Genomic DNA, 20556 nt, shown 5'->3' with positions numbered 1-20556 from the left:
CCGGGCCCGGCGCGATCGGCCACGCGATCCGCCACGACTGGAGCGTGGCCGAGATCCGGGCGATCCACGACCTGCCGCTGCTCGACCTCGTGCACCGGGCCGCCCTCGTGCACCGGCAGCACAACGATCCGGCCGACATCCAGCGCGCCGCGCTCCTCTCGATCAAGACCGGGGGGTGCCCGGAGGATTGCGCCTACTGCCCGCAATCGGCCCACCACACGGGCGAGGGCAAGAGCGGGCTCGTGCCGCGCGAGCGGCTGATGCCGGTCGAGAGCGTGCTGCGCGAGGCCGCCGCCGCCAAGGCCAACGGCGCCCACCGCTTCTGCATGGGCGCGGCCTGGCGCCAGCCGAAGGACGGGCCGGAATTCGACGCGGTGCTGGCCATGGTGCGGGGCGTGCGCGGGCTCGGCATGGAGGCCTGCGTCACGCTCGGCATGCTCACGCCCGCCCAGGCGGAGCGTCTCGCGGAGGCCGGGCTGACCTCCTACAACCACAACCTCGACACGGGTCCCGACTTCTACGGCGACATCATCTCGACCCGCACCTACGAGGACCGGCTGAGGACGCTGGAGAACGTGCGGGCGGCCGGGATCGGCGTCTGCTGCGGCGGCATCGTCGGCATGGGCGAGGGCGTCACCGACCGCGCCCAGATGCTGCAGGTGCTGGCCAACCACGCGCCCCATCCCGAGAGCGTGCCGATCAACGCGCTGGTGGCCGTCGCGGGCACGCCGCTGGAGGACCGGCCGCCGATCGATCCGCTCGACCTCGTGCGGATGTGCGCGACCGCCCGCATCGTGATGCCGCGCGCCCGGGTGCGCCTTAGCGCCGGCCGCAAGAGCCTGACCCGCGAGGCCCAGATCCTCTGCTTTCTGGCCGGGGCCAACTCGATCTTCTACGGCGAGCGCCTGCTCACCACCGCCAACAACGAGACCGACGACGACGCCGCGCTCCTGCGCGACATCGGCATCGTGGTCCGCGAGCCGGTCCTGGCCGCCGCCGAGTAGGGCCAGGGTCCCGGGATCCCCAAGGGCCTGACGCCCTTTCGGCGCCTAAAGGCGCTGCAGGCGGGGGCCGGGGCGCGCAGCCCTGCACCCGCCAAAGGTCTCGACCTTTGGAATCCAAAACTCTCGGATTCTACGACCCTCAGGCCGCGGCCGGCAGCACGACCCGGAAGCAGGCGCCGCGCGTGCCCTCGTCGAGGGTGAGCGTGCCGCCGTTGAGGCGGATCAGCTCCGCGGCGACCGCGAGGCCGAGCCCGGTGCCGCCGGCCCGGGTCGAGCCCCGGAACGGCGCGAACAGGTGCGTGCGCGCGCGCTCCGGCAGGCCGGGCCCGTTGTCCGCGACCAGGATGGTCACGCCGCCGCCCGCCGCGCCGTCGCGGGAGGCCGTCACCCGCACCTCGGGCGCGGCGGTCCCGCCCCCCTCCAGCGCCTGCACGGCGTTGCGCACGAGGTTCGTCAGCGCGCGGGCGAGCTGCTCGGGATCGACGGTCGCGGCGAGGTCCGGCGGCGTCTCCACCCGGACGGCCACCGCCGTCCCGGCGGCCATGTCCGACAGGTCCTCCAGCTCCGCGAGCAGCGGCGCCAGGGCGACGCGGCGCGGGCTCGGGCTGGGCTCGCTGGCGCGGCCGTACGCGAGGGTCGCCTCGCAGAAGCGGATCGCCCGGTCGAGGGTCGCGAGCAGGCGCGGCGCCACGCGCTGCACGGTCGGGTCGGCCGCGCCCTCCAGGCGGTCTCCGAGGAGCTGCGCGCCGGTCAGCAGGTTGCGCAACTCGTGGTTGATCTTACTGACCGCGAGCCCCAGCTCGGCCAGCCGCTTCTTCTGGCGGAGCTGGTCGGCGAGGCCCTGCGCCATGCGGGCGAGCGCGGTCTCGGCCACCCCGATCTCGTCGGTGCGGCGCGAGGGCACGATGCCGCGCTCGGCGCCCTCCGGATCGTCCGCGAAGGCCGCGATGTTGCGGGCGAGCCGGCGCACGGGCCGCACGATCGCGACCTGCAGCACCACGAAGACCACCCCGGCCGCCGCCGCGGCGACGATCAGCGAGGACAGCAGCAGCCGCAGGGCGAAATCGACGATCGCACGCCGCAGCGGCGCCTCGTCGATCAGCACCTCGACGAGGTCGAAGCCGTCGCGCCCGTGCCCGACCACGCGGATGGGCGCGTCGGCGGGAGCAAAGATCGTGCGCCAGCCGCCGCGGATCGCCTCCCAGATCGAGGGATCGCGCAGATCGACGATGTCGGCCACGCGCTCCGGCACGGGATCGAGGGATAGCAGGCGCTGGGTCGTGTCGCCGCGCACGGCGATCACCCGGGCGCCCGCCCCGACCAGCAGGTGCCGGGCGAGGTCGTCGGGAACCGGCTGGCCCTGGCTGGCATCGAGCACCATGGCGGCGACCTGCGCGGCCGCGATCCGGTCGGAGAGCAGCGACAGGCGGTAGTTCGCCACCGCCGGCACGTAGATCAGAACCTCCGCCGCCGCCACGAAGGCGACGGTGATCAGGAAGAGTCGGGCCGAGAGGCCGAGGCGCAGGCCGCGCGATCGCGGGCCCGCGATCGCGCGCTCCGGCCGCGCCCCACACTCTTCCGTACGCACACGCATCGATGCCCCGGCAGGCGCCCGCGAACCCGCGCCCGCTGCCGTTTCCTACCCCGCGCGCTCACGCGCCGTCGAGAGGGTCGCCAGTGCACGCCCGTTTCCATCCCGAACTTATCAGTCGTTAACGCAGGCCCGGTGCTTAACCACCGGTTGTGCGTCGGCGTTGTACTTCGGGTGATCTTTTCCGGATCAGTCCGTTGCCTGACGTCGTGCGAGGAGGGGGCGCAGCAGGGCCGAGAGCAGCGCGAGGGCCGCGAGCGCGCCCAGCCCCAGCACCATCTTGGGGGTCACCAGCGCGCTCAGGGTGAGCGTCTCGTCGCAGCCGAGATCGGCGGCCGACCGGCACGCCGCCTTCGCGGCCTCGTGGGCCGCGACCACCTCGTCGATGCCCGCGCCCGTCGCCGCGTACACGAAGGCGCCGGGCAGGAGGCCCAGCAGGGTCGCGGCCGCGAAGGTCCGCAGCGGCACGCCGAAGGCGGCGGGGGCGAGGTTCGTCACCCAGAACGGGAAGAGCGGCAGCAGGCGCAGGAAGGCAATGTAGCCGAAGGCGTCCCGCCGGAAGCCCGCCGCGAGCGCGGCGAGGCGCGGGCCGGCCACGCGGTCGAGCAGGTCCGCGCCGGGCCCTCGACCGATCGAGAACACGATCGCCGCCCCCGTGGTGGCGGCGGCGACCGCCACCAGCGCGCCGGTGACGATCCCGAACAGGAAGCCGCAGACCATGGTCAGCATCAGGGTCGCGGGGACCGAGATCACCACCGCGCCGACATAGACGAGGTAGGCGGCCACCAGGGCGCGGACGTAGTCGGCGCTCACGAAGGCGTGCAGCCACGCCCGCGAGGCGAGCAAGGCGTCGAGGCTGAGGAGGCGCGCCGTGCCGGTGAGGAGGGCGGCCAGCGAGATCCCGACCAGGAGGGCGAGCGGCAGCCAGCGCAGCGCGAGGCGGCCGCGTCCGGGGCCGCCTCCCGGCCGGCTCTCCCCGCCCCGCTCCGCCCGCCCGCTCAAGCGGGCTTGCGCATGCGCAGGATCTTGAAGAACCCGCCCGGGAAGGTCGGGGCGACGCCGATGAACTCGACGCCGTTGCGCCGGGCCCAGGCCTCGACCCGGGTGGACTTGAAGTCCGAGGACCAGCCGATCTTGGTGCAGAGCGGGGCCACGATCTCCTCGACCCGCGCGACCGGCCCGTCGGTCTGGCCGAAATGGTTGGCGAGCACGATCTCGCCGCCGGGGCGCACCACGCGCAGGAACTCGGAGAGCGCGGCCTCCGGGTCCGGCACCAGGGTGATCAGGAACTGCGCCACGACCGCGTCGAAGCTCGCATCACTGTAGCCGAGATGGCAGACGTCCATCACCTGCAGGCCGCGCACGTGGGCGAGGCCGCGCCGCCGCACCTTCTGGCGGGCGCGCTTGAGCATGTCCTCGGAGAGGTCCACGCCGCAGACGAAGCTGCCGGTCGGGTAGTAGCCGAGCGAGAGCCCGGTGCCGACGCCGGCCTCGAGGATGCGGGGGCCGCAGGCGGCGGCCGCGCGCACGGCCGCCCGGGCGGCGGGCTCGGTCAGCTTGTCGTAGACCACGTCGTAGACCGGGGCCCAGCGGGCGTAGGCCTTGCGCATCAGGACCGTGCTCGGGCCCGTCACCTGCGGCTCGCTCAACATCGTGGCTGTCGTCCTGCGGTTCGTCGCGCTGGGAAAAACTCTGCCGGCCCGCCGTTCAGGCGGCTTGCCATTCAGGCGGCTTGGGCCGGGCGCGCCGACAACGCGTCGACGCGGGCGATGGTGCCGCCGCCGAGCACCCGCGCGCGCGGATCCTCGTCGGCGTAGATGACGCAGGCCTGCCCCGGCGAGACGCCGTCCTCGGGCGTGGCCAGCTCCACCGTCACGCCGCCGTCCCCGACGCCCAGCGTGGCGGGGCGCGGCTCGCGGGTCGAGCGCACCCGCACGGCGACCCGCAGGCCGTCCGCGGCCTCGAGCGGCTGCGAGCCCAGCCAGTTCACGTCGCCGAGCCGGACGCGGCTGGTGGCAAGTGCGCTGCGGGGGCCGACCACGACCCGGGCGCTGTCGGGTTCCAGCCGCACCACGTAGAGCGGCTCGCCCACCGCGAGCTTCAGGCCGCGGCGCTGGCCGACCGTGTAGTGGATGATGCCCTCGTGCCGGCCGAGCACGCGGCCCTCCAGATCGACCACCTCGCCGGGCCGGGCCGCGTCCGGGCGCAGCCGCGCGATCACGTCGCTGTAGCGGCCCTGCGGCACGAAGCAGATGTCCTGGCTGTCGGGCTTCTCCGCGATGGCGAGGCCGAGTTCGCGCGCCAGCGCCCGGGTCTCGTCCTTGGGCAGCTCGCCGAGGGGAAAGCGCAGGTAGGCGAGCTGCTCGGGCGTCGTCGCGTACAGGAAGTAGCTCTGGTCGCGGGCCGGATCGAGGGCGCGGTAGAGGCCGCGGCCCCCCTCCGGCAGCGGCCGGCTCGCCACGTAGTGGCCGGTGGCGAGCGCGTCCGCGTCGAGGTCGCGGGCGAGGCCGAGCAGGTCGCGGAACTTGATCGAGCGGTTGCATTCGACGCACGGGATCGGCGTCTCCCCCGCGAGGTAGCTCTCGGCGAACCGGTCGATCACCGCGTCGCGAAAGCGGTCCTCGTAGTCGAGCACGTAGTGCGGGATGCCCAGATGCGCGGCGGCCGCCCGGGCGTCGTGGATGTCCTGGCCGGCGCAGCAGGCGCCCCGGCGGTGGGTCGCCTGCCCGTGGTCGTAGAGCTGGAGCGTGACCCCGACCACGTCGTAGCCGTCGCGCTTCAGGAGGCCCGCGACCACGGAGGAATCGACGCCGCCGGACATGGCGACGACGACGCGCGTCTCGTGGGGGGCTTTGGGCAGGTCGAGGGAGTTCATGGCCGGATCCGGCGGCCCCGCGCAATCGGACAGGAATGGGGAATGGCCGCCCGCGGCACTCTATAGTGGCTGGCGGCGGCACTTTCCAGGGCGGCGGCCCGGGGCGGGCCGTGTGCGAGGAGGGTCCCGCCCGGCAAAAGCTGCCGCCCGCCCGGCAGCAACGGCCGTCGGGCCAGTCGCGGCCGCGCGGCGGCGATCCGGAAAACCACGATCCATCAGGTGCTTGAGGCGCCTGCTGCGGTGGCTCGCGCCTTGCTGGCTGAGCCGCGAGGAGCAGGGATCGATGGCGTTCGCAAGCACGGATCGGATGGATGGCGTCGCGGGTGGGTATTCCCGTCCGAGCGTGCGCGGCACCGCCTCGCGCGGCGCCGCGGAGGGGTTCGACCGGATCCTGAGCGCCGCCAGCGCGCGCGCGCCTCAGGCGGCGCGCACGGGCGACACCGATCGAAACACCACCGATCGGAGCATCACTGATCGGACGGGCGCCGAGCGGACCGGGGCGGACCGGACCGGCGGCACGCAGGCCCGCACCGCCGCGCGGACGGATGAGACGGCCCCTCCGTCCCGGCGGGACGCGGCCGCGCCGACCCGGACGGAAGCGCGCGACGATGCCGGACCCGACGCCGTGGCCGACGCCGCCCCGAGGACCCAGGCCGCCGACGCGCCCGCAGGCCCCGAGGGAGCGGCCGAGGCGGCGCGTGCGGCGGAGGCCGCCGAGCCCCGCCCGGCCGCGACGCATGCGCCGGCCGTCCCGCCGGAGGGGACGGCTGCCGCGAAGGGAGAGGCCTGCCCCGTCGGTCCGAACGGTCAGGCCGCCGCGGTGCAGCCCGTCCCGGTTCCGCAGACCGTCCCGGTTCCGCAGAACCCCGCGGAGGCGCAGGCGGCGCTGACCGGCGCCGTGCAGGTCCAGCCGAGTGCCGAGATCGCGAAGGCCGCCGCGGGGACCACCTCGGGGACCGCCGATGCGACCGAGGAGACGGACGGCGAGAGCGAGGAGGCCGCGGCCGAGCCGGCCGCCCCCCCCACGCTCCCGGCCTTTCTGGCGCTGCTCGCGGCCCCGCCGCCCAAGGCCCAGGCCGGGGCGGACGCGGCGGCGAGCCGGAGCGATGGCGTGCCCGGGACGACGGCGAAGGCCGGCCCCGCGGCCGCCGCCGCCGCGGGGCCGGCGGGTGCCGCCGCGGCGTTCGCCCCGGTGCCGGGACAGGTTCCGGAGGGCGCCCAGGCGTCCGGGGACGCGGCCGCCCGCGCAGCCGAGGCCCTGGCTGCGGAGGCCCGCAAGGTCCGGGGTGCCGAGGAGGGCACGAAGGAGAGCGCGGTGCCGACCGAGGCCGGTACCGCGAAGGAGTCCGGCGCCAAGCCCGACCTCGTCGCGGCGCTCGGCGCGGCCGTGCCCCAGCCCGCCCCCACGGGGCCCGGCCAGGGGCCGGCCCAGGCGATCGCGCCCGGCATCGGCCAGACCGACCCGGCCCACGCGGCGGCCCACGCGGCGGCGCACGCGGCGGCCCATGCCGCCGAGACCGCCTCCGCCGCCGTCCCCACGACGGCGCCGGTCCAGATCGGGCAGGTTCCGATGACGATCGGCCTGCGGGCGCTGGCCGGATCGAGCCAGTTCGAGATCCGGCTCGATCCCCTCGACCTCGGGCGCATCGACGTGAAGCTGGAGATCGACAAGGAGCGCGGCACCGTGATGACGCACATGGTGGTCGAGCGGATCGAGACCCTGGCGATGCTCCAGCGCGACGCGGGCAGCCTGCAGCAGGCCCTGTCGCAGGCCGGGCTGGACGCCCAGGAGGGCGGCATCAACCTGTCGCTGCGCGGCGACGGGTCCGAGGGTCGCGCGGGCGATCAGTCCGGCGGTCAGGACGGCCGTGCGCCGCGGGGAGCCTGGTTGCCGGAGGCGGAGCGCGTCGCCGAGGCGCCGCTGCGGATGCTCCACGGCCTCGGCGGCCTCGACATCCGGATCTAGCGCGATGCGGACCCCCGAGCTCCGGAACCTCGCGGCGGGACGGGCGCTTGCGCCCCGCTCCGCATCCGCCGTGTCAGGGACACGGCCCCGCCCGAGGGGCCGCACGACGATCGGGCCGCAAGGCCCCGCGAGATAACGATTTCGCTCCCCCGCGGATCGCCCGCTCGGGCGCCGCAGGACACCGGCAGGAGACACCAGAATGGCATCGGGCATCACGGGCGCGGCCAGCGCCGCGGCCACGACCTCCAAGGCCGGCTCGGGCACGAGCGCGCAGGAGATCGCGGGCAACTTCACCCAGTTCCTGACGCTGCTGACCACGCAGCTCAAGAACCAGAACCCGCTCGACCCGATGGACACCAACCAGTTCACGCAGCAGCTGGTGCAGTTCGCGGGCGTCGAGCAGCAGCTCAAGGCCAACGACCGGCTCGACAGCATCCTGGCGAGCAGCAAGGCGGCGAGCACCGCCTCGGCCACGAGCTATATCGGCCAGACCATCGAGTCGACCGGCACGACCGCCGACCTCAAGGACGGCGCGGCCACCTGGACGCTGAACGCCGCCCGCGCCGCGCCCCGGGCGAAGGTCACGATCCTCGACGCCAAGGGCAACACGGTGGGCCAGCAGGACCTGTCGTTGAATGCGGGCTCGCAGGCCTTCACCTGGAACGGCAAGAACGCGGCCGGGATCTCGCAGCCGGCCGGCACCTACACGATCAAGATCGGGGCCACGGACGCGACCGGCACGACGGTGAAGGTCGAGACCGGCGTGAGCGGCAAGGTCGACGAGGTCGATCTCTCGGGCAGCGAGCCGGTCCTCGTCGTCGGCAACAACCGGGTGCCGCTGTCGAGCGTGACCAGCGTCGGGTTGTCCACAACGTCGGGCTGACGGCGCGGGCGCCGGAAAGCGCGCGTCCCCAACGGGCTAGCCCCGATGCGCCGCGCCGGGCGGCGATTCTTGTCCCAGGCGAATCAAATCCGAACGGCCCGCTTCAACATCTCTTAAGCGGGCACAAGTAGCTTCAGTCTCGACAAGGTCAGTCGAGTTGTAGAGCGTATCATGACCGAACCGAACCGCCCGAGGGTCAAGTATGTGATCGGGCCCGATGGCAGCCCCCTGACCATCGCCGATCTGCCACCGCCCTCGACCCGCCGCTGGGTGATCCGCCGCAAGGCCGAGGTCGTCGCGGCGGTGCGCGGCGGGCTTCTCAGCCTGGAGGAGGCGTGCAAGCGCTACACCCTCACCACCGAGGAATTCCTGAGCTGGCAGTTCTCCATCGACCAGCACGGGCTCGCCGGCCTGCGCACGACGCGCATCCAGCACTACCGCCACTGAACGGCGGCCGGGCGTCTCGCGACGGCCGGGCCGACGACCCACCGAAGCCGCGTTCCCGGAAGGGGCGCGGCTTCGTGCGTTCCGGGCGAGCGCGGCGGCATTAACCACCTGCTAACCACGAACCCGGCAAATCTTGCCGGGCGGCCCGGCGAGCGGGCGCGCCACGGGTTGTTCCTTGCGGGTGCGTCGCGGTCGTGAAGCCGGTCCTCGAACTGATCCAGAAGCTCGGACCGGCCCGGCTCGCCGCCATGGGCGCGGTGACGCTGACGCTGATCGGCTTCTTCGCCTTCCTCATCATGCGGGTCTCGCGGCCCGACATGGGCGTCCTCTTCGCCGACCTCTCGATGCAGGACTCGGCCGCGGTGGTGCGCGACCTCGACGCCCGCGGCATCCGCTACGAGGCGAAGGGAGACGCCGGCCAGACCATCATGGCGCCGCGCGCCGACCTCGCGCGGCTGCGCATGGACCTCGCCGGCAAGGGCCTGCCGGCGCAACCCGGCGTCGGCTACGAGATCTTCGACAAGGGCGACGCCTTCTCGTCCACCAACTTCGTGCAGAACGTGAACCACCTGCGGGCGCTGGAGGGCGAGCTCGCCCGCTCGATCCGCTCGATCGGCCGCGTCCAGGCGGCGCGCGTCCACCTCGTCCTGCCGGAGCGGCGCCTGTTCGAGCGCGACCGCGAGGCGCCGTCGGCCGCGATCGTCCTCAAGCTGATGGGCGACCTCGATCCCGGACAGGTCCGGGCGGTGCGCCACCTCGCGGCCTCGGCGGTCGAGGGGCTGAAGCCCGAGCGGGTCTCGATCGTGGACGAGCGCGGGCGGCTGCTGGCCGACGGGGCGCGCGGCGGCGAGGCCGAGCCGGGCGCCGCCTTCGAGGAGCGCCAGGTCGCGCTGGAGCGGCGCCTGCGCCGCCAGATCGAGGAGATCGTGGCGGGCATCGTCGGCCCGGACCGGGCGCGCGTGCAGGTCTCGGCCCAGCTCGACACCAACCGGATCGAGAGCCGCTCGGAGACCTTCGACCCCGAGAGCCGGGTGGTGCGCTCCAGCCAGACCCGCACCGAATCCTCGCTCACCGGCAGCCCGGACGGGCAGGTCACGGTGGGCAACGAGCTGCCGGGCGCCAACCAGCAGGACAAGCCGGCGGCCCAGAAGGATTCCACGAACAAGAACGAGGAGACCACGAACTACGAGATCTCCCGCGTCACCAAGACCGAGGTCGTCGAGGGCGGGCGGATCAGGCGGCTCTCGGTTGCGGTGGCGGTCGATGGCGCCTACGCGCCGGGACCCGACGGCCGGCCCGTCTACGCCGCCCGCACCCCCGCGGAGATCGAGCGCATCGGCGCGCTGGTGCGCAGCGCGATCGGCTTCGACAAGGGGCGCGGCGACCAGATCGAGGTGGTGAACCTGCGCTTCGCGGAAGGCCCCGCCGTGCCGGACTTCGCCGAGCCCGGCCTGATCCAGTCGCTGCTTCCGTCCACCAAGGAGGACGTGATGCGCCTCACGGAACTCGGCGTGCTGGCGCTGCTGACCCTGGTGGTCTTGCTCGCGGTGGTGCGCCCGCTGCTGCGCCGGGTGCTCGCCGGGGACGAGCCGCCCGAGGCGGCCGCGCTCGCCGGGCCGGAGGGCGCCGCCGTGGCGGTGGCGGGCGGCGCCACCCTGGCGCTCGCGGCCGACAGCCCGGCCGCGCAGCTGATGGAGTTCGCCAAGATCAACGGCCAGATCCAGGCCGAGACGGTGCAGCGGGTGGTCGACATGGTCCGGCAGAGCCCGGGCGAGACCGCCGAGGTGCTGCGCAACTGGATCCACGAAACCTGATCCGGACCTGATCGGGACCGGATCGAGAGAGCTTGAGGGAGCGGACGGGCGATGGCGGCGGGAGCGGGCGTAGGGGCGGGACCCGGTGGGCCTCTGCTGGCGGCGGGCGGCGGGAGCGGGGACGCGTTCGCCACCATGCCGGGCGTGCAGCGGGCGGCCGCGATGCTGCTGCTGCTCGGCGAGACCGAGGGCGCGCCGATCTGGCAGCGCCTGGAGGAGGACGAGGTCAAGAAGGTGAGCCACGCGATGGTGCAGCTCGGCTCGCTCGAGTCCGAGGTCGTCGAGAAGCTGATCATCGACTTCGTCTCCCGCCTGTCGAACAGCGGCGGCATCTCCTCGAACTTCGAGCGCACCGAGGCGCTGCTCCTCAAGATCTTCCCGAGCGACCAAGTCTCGGCGATCATGGCCGAGATCAAGGGTGCCTCCGGCAAGCGCGTCTGGGCCTCGATCGCCCAGGTGGACCCGGAGATCCTCGCCTCGTTCCTGCGCAACGAGTACCCGCAGACGGTCGCCGTCGTGCTCTCCAAGGTGCGCTCGGACTACGCCGCCAAGGTGCTGACCATCCTGCCGGAGGAGTTCGCCATCGACGTGCTCAACCGGATGCTCCGGATGGAGACGGTGCAGAAGGAGGCGCTGCGCCACATCGAGGAGACGCTGCGCGTCGAGTTCGTCTCGACCATCGCCCAGACCGCGCGCCGCGACGCGCACGAGATGATGGCCGACGTCTTCAACGCCTTCGACCGGCAGACGGAAGGCCGCTTCCTCGCGGCCCTCGACCAGGCCAACCGCGGCTCGGCCAAGCGCATCCGCGAATTGATGTTCACCTTCGAGGACCTCCTGAAGCTCGACCCCGGCAGCGTCCAGACCCTGATGCGCAAGGTCGACAGCGACACGCTCTGCCGGGCGCTCAAGGGCGCCAACGAGCGGGTGCGCGGCTTCTTCATGAGCCAGATGTCGACCCGCGCGGCCAAGAACCTCGACGACGAGATGACCTCGCTCGGGCCGATCCGCCTCAAGGAGGTCGATGAGGCGCAGGGCAAGATGACCGAGATCGCCAAGGAGCTGGCCGAGAAGGGCGAGATCATGATCGCCAAGGGCAACGCCGAGGAGGAGCTGGTCTATTGAGCGCCCGCCCCTTCCTGTTCGACACCGACTTCCGCAAGCCCAAGCCCGACCTGGCGGCCGAGGCGGCGGCGCGCGAGGCCGTCTCGGTCGCCGCCGCCGCGGAGCGGGCCGCCGCCGAGGCGCTGGCCCGCGGGCTGGAGGCGGGCCGGGCCGAGGGGCGGGCCGAGGCCCACGCCCAGCTCCAGGCGCGGCTGGCCGACGCGATGAACCGGCTCGCCCTCTCGGTCGCCGGGCTGATGGCCCAGGCCGAGGCCCGCGAGGCCGAGCGCGAGGCCCAGGCCGTCGAGGTAGCGGTGCTGCTGGCGCGTCGGGTCGCCGGCGAGGCGCTCGACGCACAGCCGCTCGCGGTAATCGGCGAGGCGGCGCGCGGCGCGCTCCAGCACCTGCGCGGCGTGCCCCACCTCGCGGTGCGGGTGCACGACAGCCTCGTGGAGGAGACCGAGTCCCTGCTCAGGCGGCTGGCCCGCGAGCGCGGGTTCGAGGGCCGGCTCGTGGTGCTGGGCGAGCCCGACCTCGAGCGGGGCGACGCGCGCATCGAGTGGGCCGACGGCGGCATCGTGCGCGAGCGCGCCCGCATCGAGGCCGCGATCACCCGGGCCCTCGGCCTCGGATACACCGACCCCTCTTCCGATCCCTCGCCCGAACCCCCGAGCCCGTGATGTCCGACGATTTCAGCCTGCCCCAGCTCGGCGGCGAGCACGATGCCGGCCTCGACGCGGACTCGATCCGCGAGGCGCCGACGAGCCCGAAGAGCGCCGCCGACCTCGAGCAGCTCTTCGACGTGCCGGTGATGGTCTCGGCCGTGCTCGGCAACTCGCGCATGCCGATCGGCGACCTGCTGCGGCTCGGCCCCGGCACCGTGCTGGAGCTCGACCGCAAGGTCGGCGAGGCGATCGACATCTTCGTCAACAACCGCCTCGTCGCCCGCGGCGAGGTCGTGCTGGTCGAGGACCGGCTCGGCGTGACGATGACCGAGATCGTCAAGAGCGAGCACTGATTCCTTTGGGATGTCCGCCCGGCCGAGCGGCAGGGCGGCAGGATGGGAGGTGCCCGATGCGGCTCCTGATGATCGGACGGCTCAACGGCGAGCTCGTCACCGCCTCGAAGATCGCCATGCAGCGCGGCGCCGCCGTGACGCAGGCCGACGCCGTCCCGCAGGGGCTGACCGTGCTGCGGGCGCGGGGCGCCGACCTCATCATGATCGATGTCGGGCTCGACATCCGCGCCCTCGTCGGCGCGCTGGAGGCCGAGCGCATCCGCACGCCCGTGATCGCCTGCGGCGTCGCCGCGGACGCGCGGGCGGCGGTGGCCGCCATCCAGGCGGGTGCCAAGGAGTACATCCCGCTCCCGCCCGATCCGGAACTGATCGCGGCCGTGCTGGAGGCGGTGACCTCCGACAGCCGCGCCTTCGTCTGGCGCGATCCCGCGATGGAGCGCGTGGTGCGGCTGGCCGACCAGGTCGCCCGCTCGGAGGCTTCCGTTCTGATCACCGGCGAGAGCGGCACCGGCAAGGAGGTGCTGGCCCGCCACGTCCACCAGAAGTCCCACCGGGCCCAGAAGCCCTTCGTCTCGGTCAACTGCGCGGCGATTCCCGAGGCGCTGCTCGAATCCGAACTGTTCGGCCACGAGAAGGGCGCCTTCACGGGCGCGGTGGCGCGCCGCATCGGCCGCTTCGAGGAGGCCAACGGCGGCACGCTGCTGCTCGACGAGATCTCCGAGATGGATGTCCGGCTGCAGTCGAAGCTGCTGCGGGCGCTGCAGGAGCGGGTGATCGACCGCGTCGGCGGCACGGCGCCGGTCAAGGTCGACATCCGGGTGCTGGCCACCTCGAACCGCAACCTCGCCGAGGAGGTCCGCAAGGGCACCTTCCGGGAGGACCTGTTCTACCGCCTCAACGTGGTGCACCTGCGCCTGCCGGCGCTCCGCGAGCGCCCCGCCGACATCCTCGAACTCGCCGCCCACTTCGCCAAGAAGTACGCGGCCGTGAACGGCTTGGCCCCGCGCGCCCTCTCGGCGGAGGCCCGCACCCTCGTCACCCGCAACCCCTGGCGCGGCAACGTGCGCGAGCTGGAGAACACCCTGCACCGGGCGGTGCTGCTGGCGAGCGGGCCCGAGATCGGCGCGGAGGCGATCCTGACGCCCGAGGGCGACGCGATCGGCCCCGCTGACGGCCCGGCCACCCGGGCGGCGCAGGCCGCGCAGGCCGCCGACGCCGCCCGCGGCCTCGTCGGCCGCACCGTGGCGGAGGTCGAGCGCGACCTGATCCTCGACACCCTCGACCACTGCCTCGGCAACCGCACCCACGCGGCCAAGATCCTGGGCATCTCGATCCGGACGCTGCGCAACAAGCTCAACGAGTATGTCGAGGCGGGGCTGGAGGTGGCCGAGCCCGGCGGCGTGCGGGCGCTCGCCGCCTACGGCTGAACCGTGCCTCCTCAGCGCCGCTCGTTGTAGGCCTTGTTCTGGGCGGCGAGCGCGTCGTCGAGCTTGCGCAGAGCCGCGGTGCGGGCGATCTCGCCCTCGACGTCGCGGATCGTCTCCTCGACGAGGTGGTTCTGCAGGGCGAAGCGCGCGTCCGCCGGCGAGAGCGCCTCGCGCTCCTGCAGGCGCTGCACCGCCTGGCGCACCACGGTGTAGACCGCTTCGCGCTCGCTGCGGGTCATCGACGGGTTGACCGCCTGGGCGACGAGTTCGGAGAAGTCCGCCACGTCCTCATGCTCCTCGGCACGCGTCTCGGGGAGGCCCCTTCTGGCGGCCCCGGCCCGGCCGGGCAAGCGCGTCCCGGCGCACCCGGGGCGGCCCCCGGCGCGACCCGTCCTCTTATCTTCGACTTATGGCCAATAACTTTCGGGCCGAAGCCTGTCCTAGTCTTCGATCCAGGGGCAAGCCGCAAGATGAACGCGCGCGAGACGCGGGCCGGCGTCCCGGGACGATCCAGGAGGAAGACCCATGACGGTGCGGAACCGGTTCCTCGCGGCGGCGGGCGTCGCGGCGCTGACGCTCGGCGCGAGCTCGGCCTTCGGGGCCCCCGAGAAGGCCGCCAGCCCGGGCGGCGTGAGCGAGCAGGCGATCCTCGACGACGCCAAGACCACCGACGACGTCGTCACCTACGGCCTCGGGCCGCAGGGCCAGCGCTACAGCCCGCTCAAGGCCATCAACAAGGAGACGATCCAGGGCCTGGTGCCGGCCTATTCCTTCTCCTTCGGCGGCGAGAAGCAGCGCGGCCAGGAGAGCCAGGCGCTCGTCAAGGACGGCGTGATCTACGTCACCGGCTCGTACTCGCGCATCTACGCGCTCGATTCGCGCACCGGCGAGAAGCTCTGGGAGTACAACGCGCGCCTGCCCGAGGGCATCCTGCCCTGCTGCGACGTGGTGAACCGCGGCGCGGCGCTCTACAAGGACAAGGTCTATTTCGGCACGCTCGACGCCAAGCTCGTGGCGCTCGACGCCAAGACCGGCAAGGTCGTGTGGCGCAAGGACATCGACGACTTCAAGGCCGGCTACAGCTACACCGCCGCGCCGATGATCGTGAAGGGCAAGATCATCACCGGCGTGTCGGGTGGCGAGTTCGGCGTGGTCGGCCGCGTCGAGGCGCGCGACGCCGAGACCGGCGAGATCGTCTGGAAGCGCCCCGTCATCGAGGGCCACATGGGCGAGCTCAACGGCAAGCCCTCGACCATGACCGGCAAGGCCAACGAGACCTGGCCGGGCGACATGTGGAAGTTCGGCGGCGGAGCCACCTGGCTCGGCGGTACCTACGACCCCGAGCTGAACCTGATCTACTTCGGCACCGGCAACCCGGGCCCGTGGAACTCGGCGCTGCGCCCGGGCGACAACAAGTGGTCGGCCTCGCGGCTGGCCATCAACCCGGACAACGGCGAGATCGTCTGGGGCTTCCAGACCACCCCGCACGACGGCTGGGACTTCGACGGCGTGAACGAGTTCGTGCCCTTCGAGATGCAGCGGGACGGGAAGACCGTGAAGGCCGGCGCCACTGCAGACCGCAACGGCTTCTTCTACGTCCTCGACCGCACGAACGGGAAGTTCATCTCGGCGACGCCGTTCGTGGCCAACATCAACTGGGCCAAGGGCATCGACGAGAACGGGCGCCCGATCTACGACGACGCCAACCGCCCCGGCGACCCGGCCAAGTCCGAGGACGGCAAGAAGGGCAAGTCGGTCTACGCGACGCCGGGCTTCCTCGGCGGCAAGAACTGGAACCCGATCGCCTACAGCCCCGACACCAAGCTGTTCTACATCCCCTCCAACGAGTGGGGCATGGACATCTGGAACGAGCCGGTGAACTACAAGAAGGGCGCCGCGTATCTGGGCGCCGGCTTCACCATCAAGCCGACCTTCGACACCCATATCGGCTCGCTGAAGGCCATCGATCCGGCCACCAAGAAGGTCGTGTGGGAGTACAAGAACAAGGCTCCGCTCTGGGGCGGCATGCTCACCACCGGCGGCAACCTCGTCTTCACCGGCACGCCGGAAGGCTTCCTGAAGGCCTTCGACGCCAAGACCGGCGAGGAAGTCTGGAAGTTCCAGGTCGGCACCGGCATCGTCGCCTCGCCGATCACCTGGGAGCAGGACGGTGAGCAGTGGATCGGCGTCGCGGCCGGCTGGGGCGGCGCGGTCCCGCTCTGGGGCGGCGAGGTGGCCAAGTCCACCGCCGGCATCAACCAGGGCGGCAGCTTCTGGGCCTTCAAGCTGCCGAAGAAGCTCGCCGCCAAATAAGACTCGCCGCGACATGAGCGAGCCTGCGGGCGCGCGGCGCCGGCGCCAAGCCGGGGCCGCGCGAGGGCCGGGTCGGCCCTGACAGGGGACGGTGAAACGAAGCCCCGGGATGCGCGAGCCGCCCGGGGTTTCTCATGCGGCCCGCCGGGCGCACCGGCCGGCCGCAGGATCCCTGGCTCAGACCGGGAAGCACAGCACCGCGCGGGTGCCCGGGCGGCCCGCGTCGTAGGCGATCTGCGAGCGCAGGTTCGTCGCCATCGCACGGATGATGCGCGCGCCGAGGCCTGTCCCGCGCGGGCGCCCCTCCCCGGCCCAGCCGATGCCGTCGTCCTCGACGCTGAGCGTCAGCAGCTCGGCCTCGCGGCTGACCGCGACCCGGATCTCGCCCGGGATCTCCGGCGGGTAGGCGTACTTGTAGGCGTTGGTGACGAGTTCGGTCACCACCACGCCCAGCGAGACCGCCTTGTCGGTGGCGAGCCGCACGGGCTCGGCGCTGAGGCGGATCGAGTGGTCGCGCCCCGCCGCCTTCATCGAGGCCTGGAGCTCCTCCACGAGGCTCGCCAGGTAGGCGTCGAGTTCCACCGCCTCGACGTCCTGCGAGGTGTAGAGGCGCCGATGGATGCCGGCGATGGCCGAGATGCGCGCCTGCATCTCCTCCAGCGCCTCCTTGGCGGCCGGGTCCGCGACGGCGTTGGTCTGCATCCGGGCGAGCGCGGCCACCAGCGCCAGCGAGTTGGCGACCCGGTGGTTGACCTCGCGCAGCAGCAATTCGGCCCGGTCGCGCGCCTCGCGCACGGCGGCCTCGGCCCGCTCCTTGTCGCGCCGCAGGGCCTCCTGGCGGAGCGCCGTATCGACCGCCTCGCCGAGGAGTTCGCGGAACTGGCCCTGGAGGTCCTTCCAGACGTAGTCGACCGCGCCGGCCTTCAGCGCCGCCACCGCGACGCGGCTGTCCTCGGAGCCCGTGACGTAGATCACCGGCGGCGCGTCGGGCAGCGCCCGGATCTCGGGCAGCAGGTCGAGCCCGGTCTGGCCCGGCATGTAGTGGTCGAGGGCCACCGCATCGATGCCCCCCTGCGCGAGCCGGGCGAGGCCCGCGGCGCCGTCCGGCGCCGTCTCGACGACGTAGCCGCGCGCCTTGAGGCCCCGCTGGACGAGGCGGGCGAGGCCCGGGTCGTCGTCGATGTAGAGGATGCGCCCGCGTTCGGGCACGCCGTCCGGCGGTGCGGACGGAGGCGTCGTGCTCATGAGTTCTCGGGCACCTGCATCACCGAGAAGAACAGCCCGAGCTGGCGGATCGCGTGCGAGAAGCCCTCGTAGTTCACCGGCTTGGTGATGTAGACGTTGGCGCCGAGATCGTAGCAGCGCTGGATCTCGCGCGCGTCGTCGGTGGTGGTGAGCACGACGACCGGCGAGCGCTTGGTGTGCGGGTTCGCCTTGATCCTCTCCAGGATGTCGATGCCGGTCATGTCCGGCAGGTTGAGGTCGAGCAGGATCAGGAGGTGGCGCCGCGCGCTCACCTCGCCCGTCCCGTCCGGGCCGAACAGGTAGGCGAGCGCGTCCGTGCCGTTGCGGAACGGCACGATGTCGTTGTTCACGCCGGCCCGGCGGATGTTGCGCTCGATGAGGCGGGCATGGCCCTCGTCGTCCTCGATCATCACGATGCAGACGGGATGCACGTCCAAGTCCCCCAAATCCCCTGTTCGTCACGCGGCCGCGCCGCGCGGCACGTCCGGACCCTGCGCCGCGCGCGGCAGCGTCACGCTGAACGTCGTCCCCTGTCCGAGTTCCGACGATACCTCGATCCGGCCGCCTAAGGAACGCACCAGCGCCTTGACGTGCGCCAGCCCGATGCCGTCGCCCGGCCTGTCCTGCAGGCCGGAGCGCCGGAACAGCTCGAAGATGCGGGCGTGGTCCTGGGGCGCGATGCCCCGGCCGTTGTCGGCCACCGTGAAGCGCACCCGCCCGCCCGCGACCGGCCGGCCCGCGACCTGGATCAGGCCGGGCCGCCCCGGCGCCAGATACTTCAGGGCGTTGTCGATGAGGTTGCCGAAGATCTGCTCGACCGCGAGCCGGTCGGCGGCGATCTCCGGCAGGTCGTCGGCGACCGCCACCCGGGCGCCCGCGCTGTCCGCCTGGTGGCGCTGCGCGTCGGCGAGGCCCTGCACCAGGGCGCGCATGTCGAGCGGCTCCGGCCGGAAGGTGCGCCGCCCCTCGCGCGACAGCTTCAGGATGGCGGCGATGAGCGCCTCCATCTTGGTGATCGCCGCCTTGATGAAGCCCAGCGCCTCGTCCATGTCGGCGTCGATCCGCCCGGCCTCGGCGTGGTCGCCCAGCGCCGCCCGCACGTCGTCCCGCACGGCCTCCAGCTCGCTCGTGAAGCCCATCACGTTGACGAGCGGCGCCCGCAGGTCGTGGCTGACGATGTAGGCGTAGCGCTGAATCTCCTCGTTCGATTCCCGCAGCTCCGCCTCCGCCTCGCGCTGCTCGGTGATGTCGGTGTGCACGCCGACCCACTCGACGATCGCGCCCTCCTCGTCGAGGATCGGCACCGCGCGGATCGCGTAGGTCCGCCAGCTGCCGTCCCGCGAGCGCACCCGATGCTCGAACACGAAGGTGCGCCGCTCGGCCACCGCCGCGTTCCAGGCCTCGACGCTGGCCTGCGCGTCGTCGGGGTGGACGGCGTCCGCCCAGCCGTAGCCCTCGTATTCCGCCCGGCTCTGGCCTGTGATCGCCGCCCAGCCGGGCTGCTCGCCGACCATGCGGCCGGAGGCGTCGTTGGTCCAGAGCACGCCGCGCACCGCCCGCATCGCGCCGAGGAAGCGGTCGCGCTTGCGCCGCACCGAGGCGAGGAGGCGCGCGTTGTCGACCGCCACCGCCGCCTGCCCCGCGAAGCCGGTGATCAGTCGCTCCTCGCGCGGGCCGAAGCGGCCGGGCTCCGGGTGGCCGAACAGCAGGGCGCCGAGCCGCTCGCCGGTCCCCGAGACCACCGGCACCGCGAGGTAGCTGCGCACCGGCAGGTGCCCCTTCGGCATGCCGCCGTGCGAGCCGTAGCGCGGGTCCGTCGCCACGTCGTCGGAGCGCACCACGCCCTCGGCCAGGAAGGTCGGCTGGAACAGGTTGGTCGCCCGCGGCAGACCGAAGCGGGTGAAGGCCTCGCGCGGCCCCCCCGTGAGGCTGAACAGGCGCCAGACGTCCTCGTCGTTGCCTTCCTGTCCCGCGGGCACGCGCTCGAAGAACGCGCCGTAGGCCCCGCCGACGAGTTCGGTGGCGGCCTCGATCACCGTCTGCACGAGGCGCGCGAGGTCGTGCTCGGCCACCAGCGCCGCACCGGCCCGGTTGAGCAGTTCCAGGCGGGCGGTCTCCTCCTCGAGGTCGCGGCGCGCGACCTCCGAGCGGCGGCTCGCCCCGGCCTGGGCGAGCGCCGCGCCCGCCACCAGCAGGGTCACGAGCGAGCCGGCGCCGAGGACCAGGGGCCACACGTCGCCGGCCGGATCGCGCGCGAAGCCGGGCGCCGCCGCGAGGGTCATGATCCAGGCGTGGCCGGCGATGTCGAGGGTGCGCTGCGTCGAGAAGCCCGCCTCCGGGACCCGTTCGCCCGCGCCCGACGCGTAGAGCGGGGCGGCCTCGCCGGGCCCGTCGCCGGCCGGCCCGGCGCCGTCCCGGACCCGGTAGGTCACCTCCGGTGCGCCGCCGGGGCTGAGCGGGACGGCGACGCGGGAGAACAGGTCGCCGGCCCGGAAGGGGCTGTAGACCCAGCCCCTGAGCAGGCGCCGTCGCTCCGCGACGGTCTCCGGCACCGCCCCGCCCACGTAGACCGGCAGGTAGACGAGGAAGCCCGCCTGCTTCTGTCCGTCGATCTCCTGCACCAGCTCGACCTGGGCGGAGAGGGCCGGCTCGCCCGTGTCCCGCGCCCGCGCCATCGCGTCCCGGCGCACCGGCTCGGAATACATGTCGTAGCCGATCGCGGCGGCGTTGCGCAGGTCCAGGGGTTCCAGGGCGACGATGGCGGTGGGGTCCGGGCCCGGCGGGTCGGGTCGGAGCCGGAAGTCGGGCAGCCCCTGGGCGCGCATCTCGGCCACCAGGGCCTGCGCCTCCTCGGGCCGGAAGCGGCGGG

General features: G+C 73.1%; 18 protein-coding genes. 10 read left to right on the top strand and 8 right to left on the bottom strand.

Going from position 1 to position 20556, the window contains the following annotated elements; translation table 11 throughout:
- Positions 1-14 precede the first annotated feature (14 nt).
- The gene (gene bioB, locus AX737_RS31565) at positions 15-1004 is read left to right on the top strand and encodes a biotin synthase BioB (RefSeq protein ID WP_082773408.1); all 990 of its coding nucleotides are present in this window, start codon (positions 15-17) and stop codon (positions 1002-1004) included.
- Positions 1005-1143: 139 nt separating this feature from the next.
- Here bioB and AX737_RS31560 read toward each other — a convergent pair whose 3' ends face one another.
- The 4 genes from AX737_RS31560 to mnmA form a co-directional block, all read right to left on the bottom strand.
- On the bottom strand, positions 1144-2598 hold the full coding sequence (locus tag AX737_RS31560) for a HAMP domain-containing sensor histidine kinase (protein ID WP_066928180.1): 1455 nt from the start codon (positions 2596-2598) through the stop codon (positions 1144-1146).
- A gap of 186 nt (positions 2599-2784) precedes the next feature.
- On the bottom strand, positions 2785-3528 hold the full coding sequence (locus AX737_RS31555; protein WP_238230096.1) for a VTT domain-containing protein: 744 nt from the start codon (positions 3526-3528) through the stop codon (positions 2785-2787).
- 65 nt (positions 3529-3593) lie between these two features.
- Positions 3594-4247, bottom strand: coding sequence for a methyltransferase domain-containing protein (locus AX737_RS31550; protein WP_066928175.1), 654 nt, complete (start codon positions 4245-4247; stop codon positions 3594-3596).
- A gap of 71 nt (positions 4248-4318) precedes the next feature.
- Complete coding sequence (mnmA, locus tag AX737_RS31545; protein WP_066928174.1) at positions 4319-5470, bottom strand: tRNA 2-thiouridine(34) synthase MnmA; 1152 nt, start codon at positions 5468-5470, stop codon at positions 4319-4321.
- A 283-nt stretch (positions 5471-5753) separates the two neighbouring features.
- On the opposite strand from mnmA, the gene AX737_RS31540 reads away from it, so the two are divergent.
- The 8 genes from AX737_RS31540 (at position 5754) to AX737_RS31505 (ending at position 14129) form a co-directional block, all read left to right on the top strand.
- The gene (locus AX737_RS31540; RefSeq protein ID WP_066928172.1) at positions 5754-7436 is read left to right on the top strand and encodes a flagellar hook-length control protein FliK; all 1683 of its coding nucleotides are present in this window, start codon (positions 5754-5756) and stop codon (positions 7434-7436) included.
- 199 nt (positions 7437-7635) lie between these two features.
- Positions 7636-8319 (top strand): flagellar hook capping FlgD N-terminal domain-containing protein, encoded by a 684-nt coding sequence (locus AX737_RS31535; protein ID WP_066928170.1) that lies wholly within the window; start codon positions 7636-7638, stop codon positions 8317-8319.
- Positions 8320-8490: 171 nt separating this feature from the next.
- Entirely contained in the window at positions 8491-8766 is a 276-nt protein-coding gene (locus tag AX737_RS31530) for a DUF1153 domain-containing protein (protein ID WP_066928168.1), read from the top strand.
- A 194-nt stretch (positions 8767-8960) separates the two neighbouring features.
- On the top strand, positions 8961-10580 hold the full coding sequence (gene fliF, locus AX737_RS31525) for a flagellar basal-body MS-ring/collar protein FliF (RefSeq protein WP_066928166.1): 1620 nt from the start codon (positions 8961-8963) through the stop codon (positions 10578-10580).
- 135 nt (positions 10581-10715) lie between these two features.
- Complete coding sequence (locus AX737_RS31520) at positions 10716-11705, top strand: flagellar motor switch protein FliG (RefSeq protein ID WP_238230095.1); 990 nt, start codon at positions 10716-10718, stop codon at positions 11703-11705.
- Positions 11702-12364, top strand: coding sequence for a FliH/SctL family protein (locus AX737_RS31515; protein WP_066928165.1), 663 nt, complete (start codon positions 11702-11704; stop codon positions 12362-12364). The genes AX737_RS31520 and AX737_RS31515 overlap by 4 nt, the downstream gene beginning before the upstream one ends.
- Entirely contained in the window at positions 12364-12702 is a 339-nt protein-coding gene (gene fliN, locus AX737_RS31510; RefSeq protein WP_066928163.1) for a flagellar motor switch protein FliN, read from the top strand. The genes AX737_RS31515 and fliN overlap by 1 nt, the downstream gene beginning before the upstream one ends.
- A 56-nt stretch (positions 12703-12758) precedes the next feature.
- Complete coding sequence (locus AX737_RS31505) at positions 12759-14129, top strand: sigma-54 dependent transcriptional regulator (RefSeq protein ID WP_066928162.1); 1371 nt, start codon at positions 12759-12761, stop codon at positions 14127-14129.
- 11 nt (positions 14130-14140) lie between these two features.
- On the opposite strand, the gene AX737_RS31500 is transcribed toward AX737_RS31505, so the two are convergent.
- Positions 14141-14413, bottom strand: coding sequence for a hypothetical protein (locus tag AX737_RS31500; protein WP_066928160.1), 273 nt, complete (start codon positions 14411-14413; stop codon positions 14141-14143).
- 241 nt (positions 14414-14654) lie between these two features.
- Here AX737_RS31500 and AX737_RS31495 point away from each other — a divergent pair, with 241 nt between their 5' ends.
- Positions 14655-16442, top strand: coding sequence for a PQQ-dependent methanol/ethanol family dehydrogenase (locus tag AX737_RS31495; protein WP_066928158.1), 1788 nt, complete (start codon positions 14655-14657; stop codon positions 16440-16442).
- A 177-nt stretch (positions 16443-16619) separates the two neighbouring features.
- Here the strand turns inward: AX737_RS31495 and AX737_RS31490 are convergent, their stop codons facing one another.
- The 3 genes from AX737_RS31490 to AX737_RS31480 all read right to left on the bottom strand — a co-directional run.
- On the bottom strand, positions 16620-17687 hold the full coding sequence (locus AX737_RS31490; protein ID WP_066928156.1) for a response regulator: 1068 nt from the start codon (positions 17685-17687) through the stop codon (positions 16620-16622).
- Positions 17684-18097 carry a response regulator gene (locus AX737_RS31485; protein WP_066928184.1) on the bottom strand — a complete coding sequence of 138 codons (414 nt, stop codon included), beginning with the start codon at positions 18095-18097 and terminating at the stop codon, positions 17684-17686. The genes AX737_RS31490 and AX737_RS31485 overlap by 4 nt, the downstream gene beginning before the upstream one ends.
- Before the next feature lie 48 nt (positions 18098-18145).
- The coding region (locus AX737_RS31480; RefSeq protein ID WP_066928154.1) for a CHASE domain-containing protein at positions 18146-20556 on the bottom strand (2411 nt) is incomplete at its 5' end.

It is taken from the genome of Methylobacterium sp. CCH5-D2, from assembly GCF_001556475.1.
In the GTDB taxonomy this organism is placed as follows: Bacteria; Pseudomonadota; Alphaproteobacteria; order Rhizobiales; family Beijerinckiaceae; genus Methylobacterium; species Methylobacterium hispanicum.
Note: the sequence above shows the minus strand (reverse complement) of the source record. Positions and strands in the feature narration are given on the sequence as shown.

What these genes read in the sequence shown, in the direction of transcription:
- AX737_RS31560 (WP_066928180.1), bottom strand. Translation starts at nt 2,598, where the DNA reads ATGCGTGTGCGTACGGAAGAGTGTGGGGCGCGGCCGGAGCGCGCGATC.
- AX737_RS31550 (WP_066928175.1), bottom strand. Translation starts at nt 4,247, where the DNA reads ATGTTGAGCGAGCCGCAGGTGACGGGCCCGAGCACGGTCCTGATGCGC.
- mnmA (WP_066928174.1), bottom strand. Translation starts at nt 5,470, where the DNA reads ATGAACTCCCTCGACCTGCCCAAAGCCCCCCACGAGACGCGCGTCGTC.
- AX737_RS31540 (WP_066928172.1), top strand. Translation starts at nt 5,754, where the DNA reads ATGGCGTTCGCAAGCACGGATCGGATGGATGGCGTCGCGGGTGGGTAT.
- AX737_RS31535 (WP_066928170.1), top strand. Translation starts at nt 7,636, where the DNA reads ATGGCATCGGGCATCACGGGCGCGGCCAGCGCCGCGGCCACGACCTCC.
- AX737_RS31530 (WP_066928168.1), top strand. Translation starts at nt 8,491, where the DNA reads ATGACCGAACCGAACCGCCCGAGGGTCAAGTATGTGATCGGGCCCGAT.
- AX737_RS31520 (WP_238230095.1), top strand. Translation starts at nt 10,716, where the DNA reads ATGCCGGGCGTGCAGCGGGCGGCCGCGATGCTGCTGCTGCTCGGCGAG.
- fliN (WP_066928163.1), top strand. Translation starts at nt 12,364, where the DNA reads ATGTCCGACGATTTCAGCCTGCCCCAGCTCGGCGGCGAGCACGATGCC.
- AX737_RS31505 (WP_066928162.1), top strand. Translation starts at nt 12,759, where the DNA reads ATGCGGCTCCTGATGATCGGACGGCTCAACGGCGAGCTCGTCACCGCC.
- AX737_RS31495 (WP_066928158.1), top strand. Translation starts at nt 14,655, where the DNA reads ATGACGGTGCGGAACCGGTTCCTCGCGGCGGCGGGCGTCGCGGCGCTG.
- AX737_RS31490 (WP_066928156.1), bottom strand. Translation starts at nt 17,687, where the DNA reads ATGAGCACGACGCCTCCGTCCGCACCGCCGGACGGCGTGCCCGAACGC.
- AX737_RS31485 (WP_066928184.1), bottom strand. Translation starts at nt 18,097, where the DNA reads ATGATCGAGGACGACGAGGGCCATGCCCGCCTCATCGAGCGCAACATC.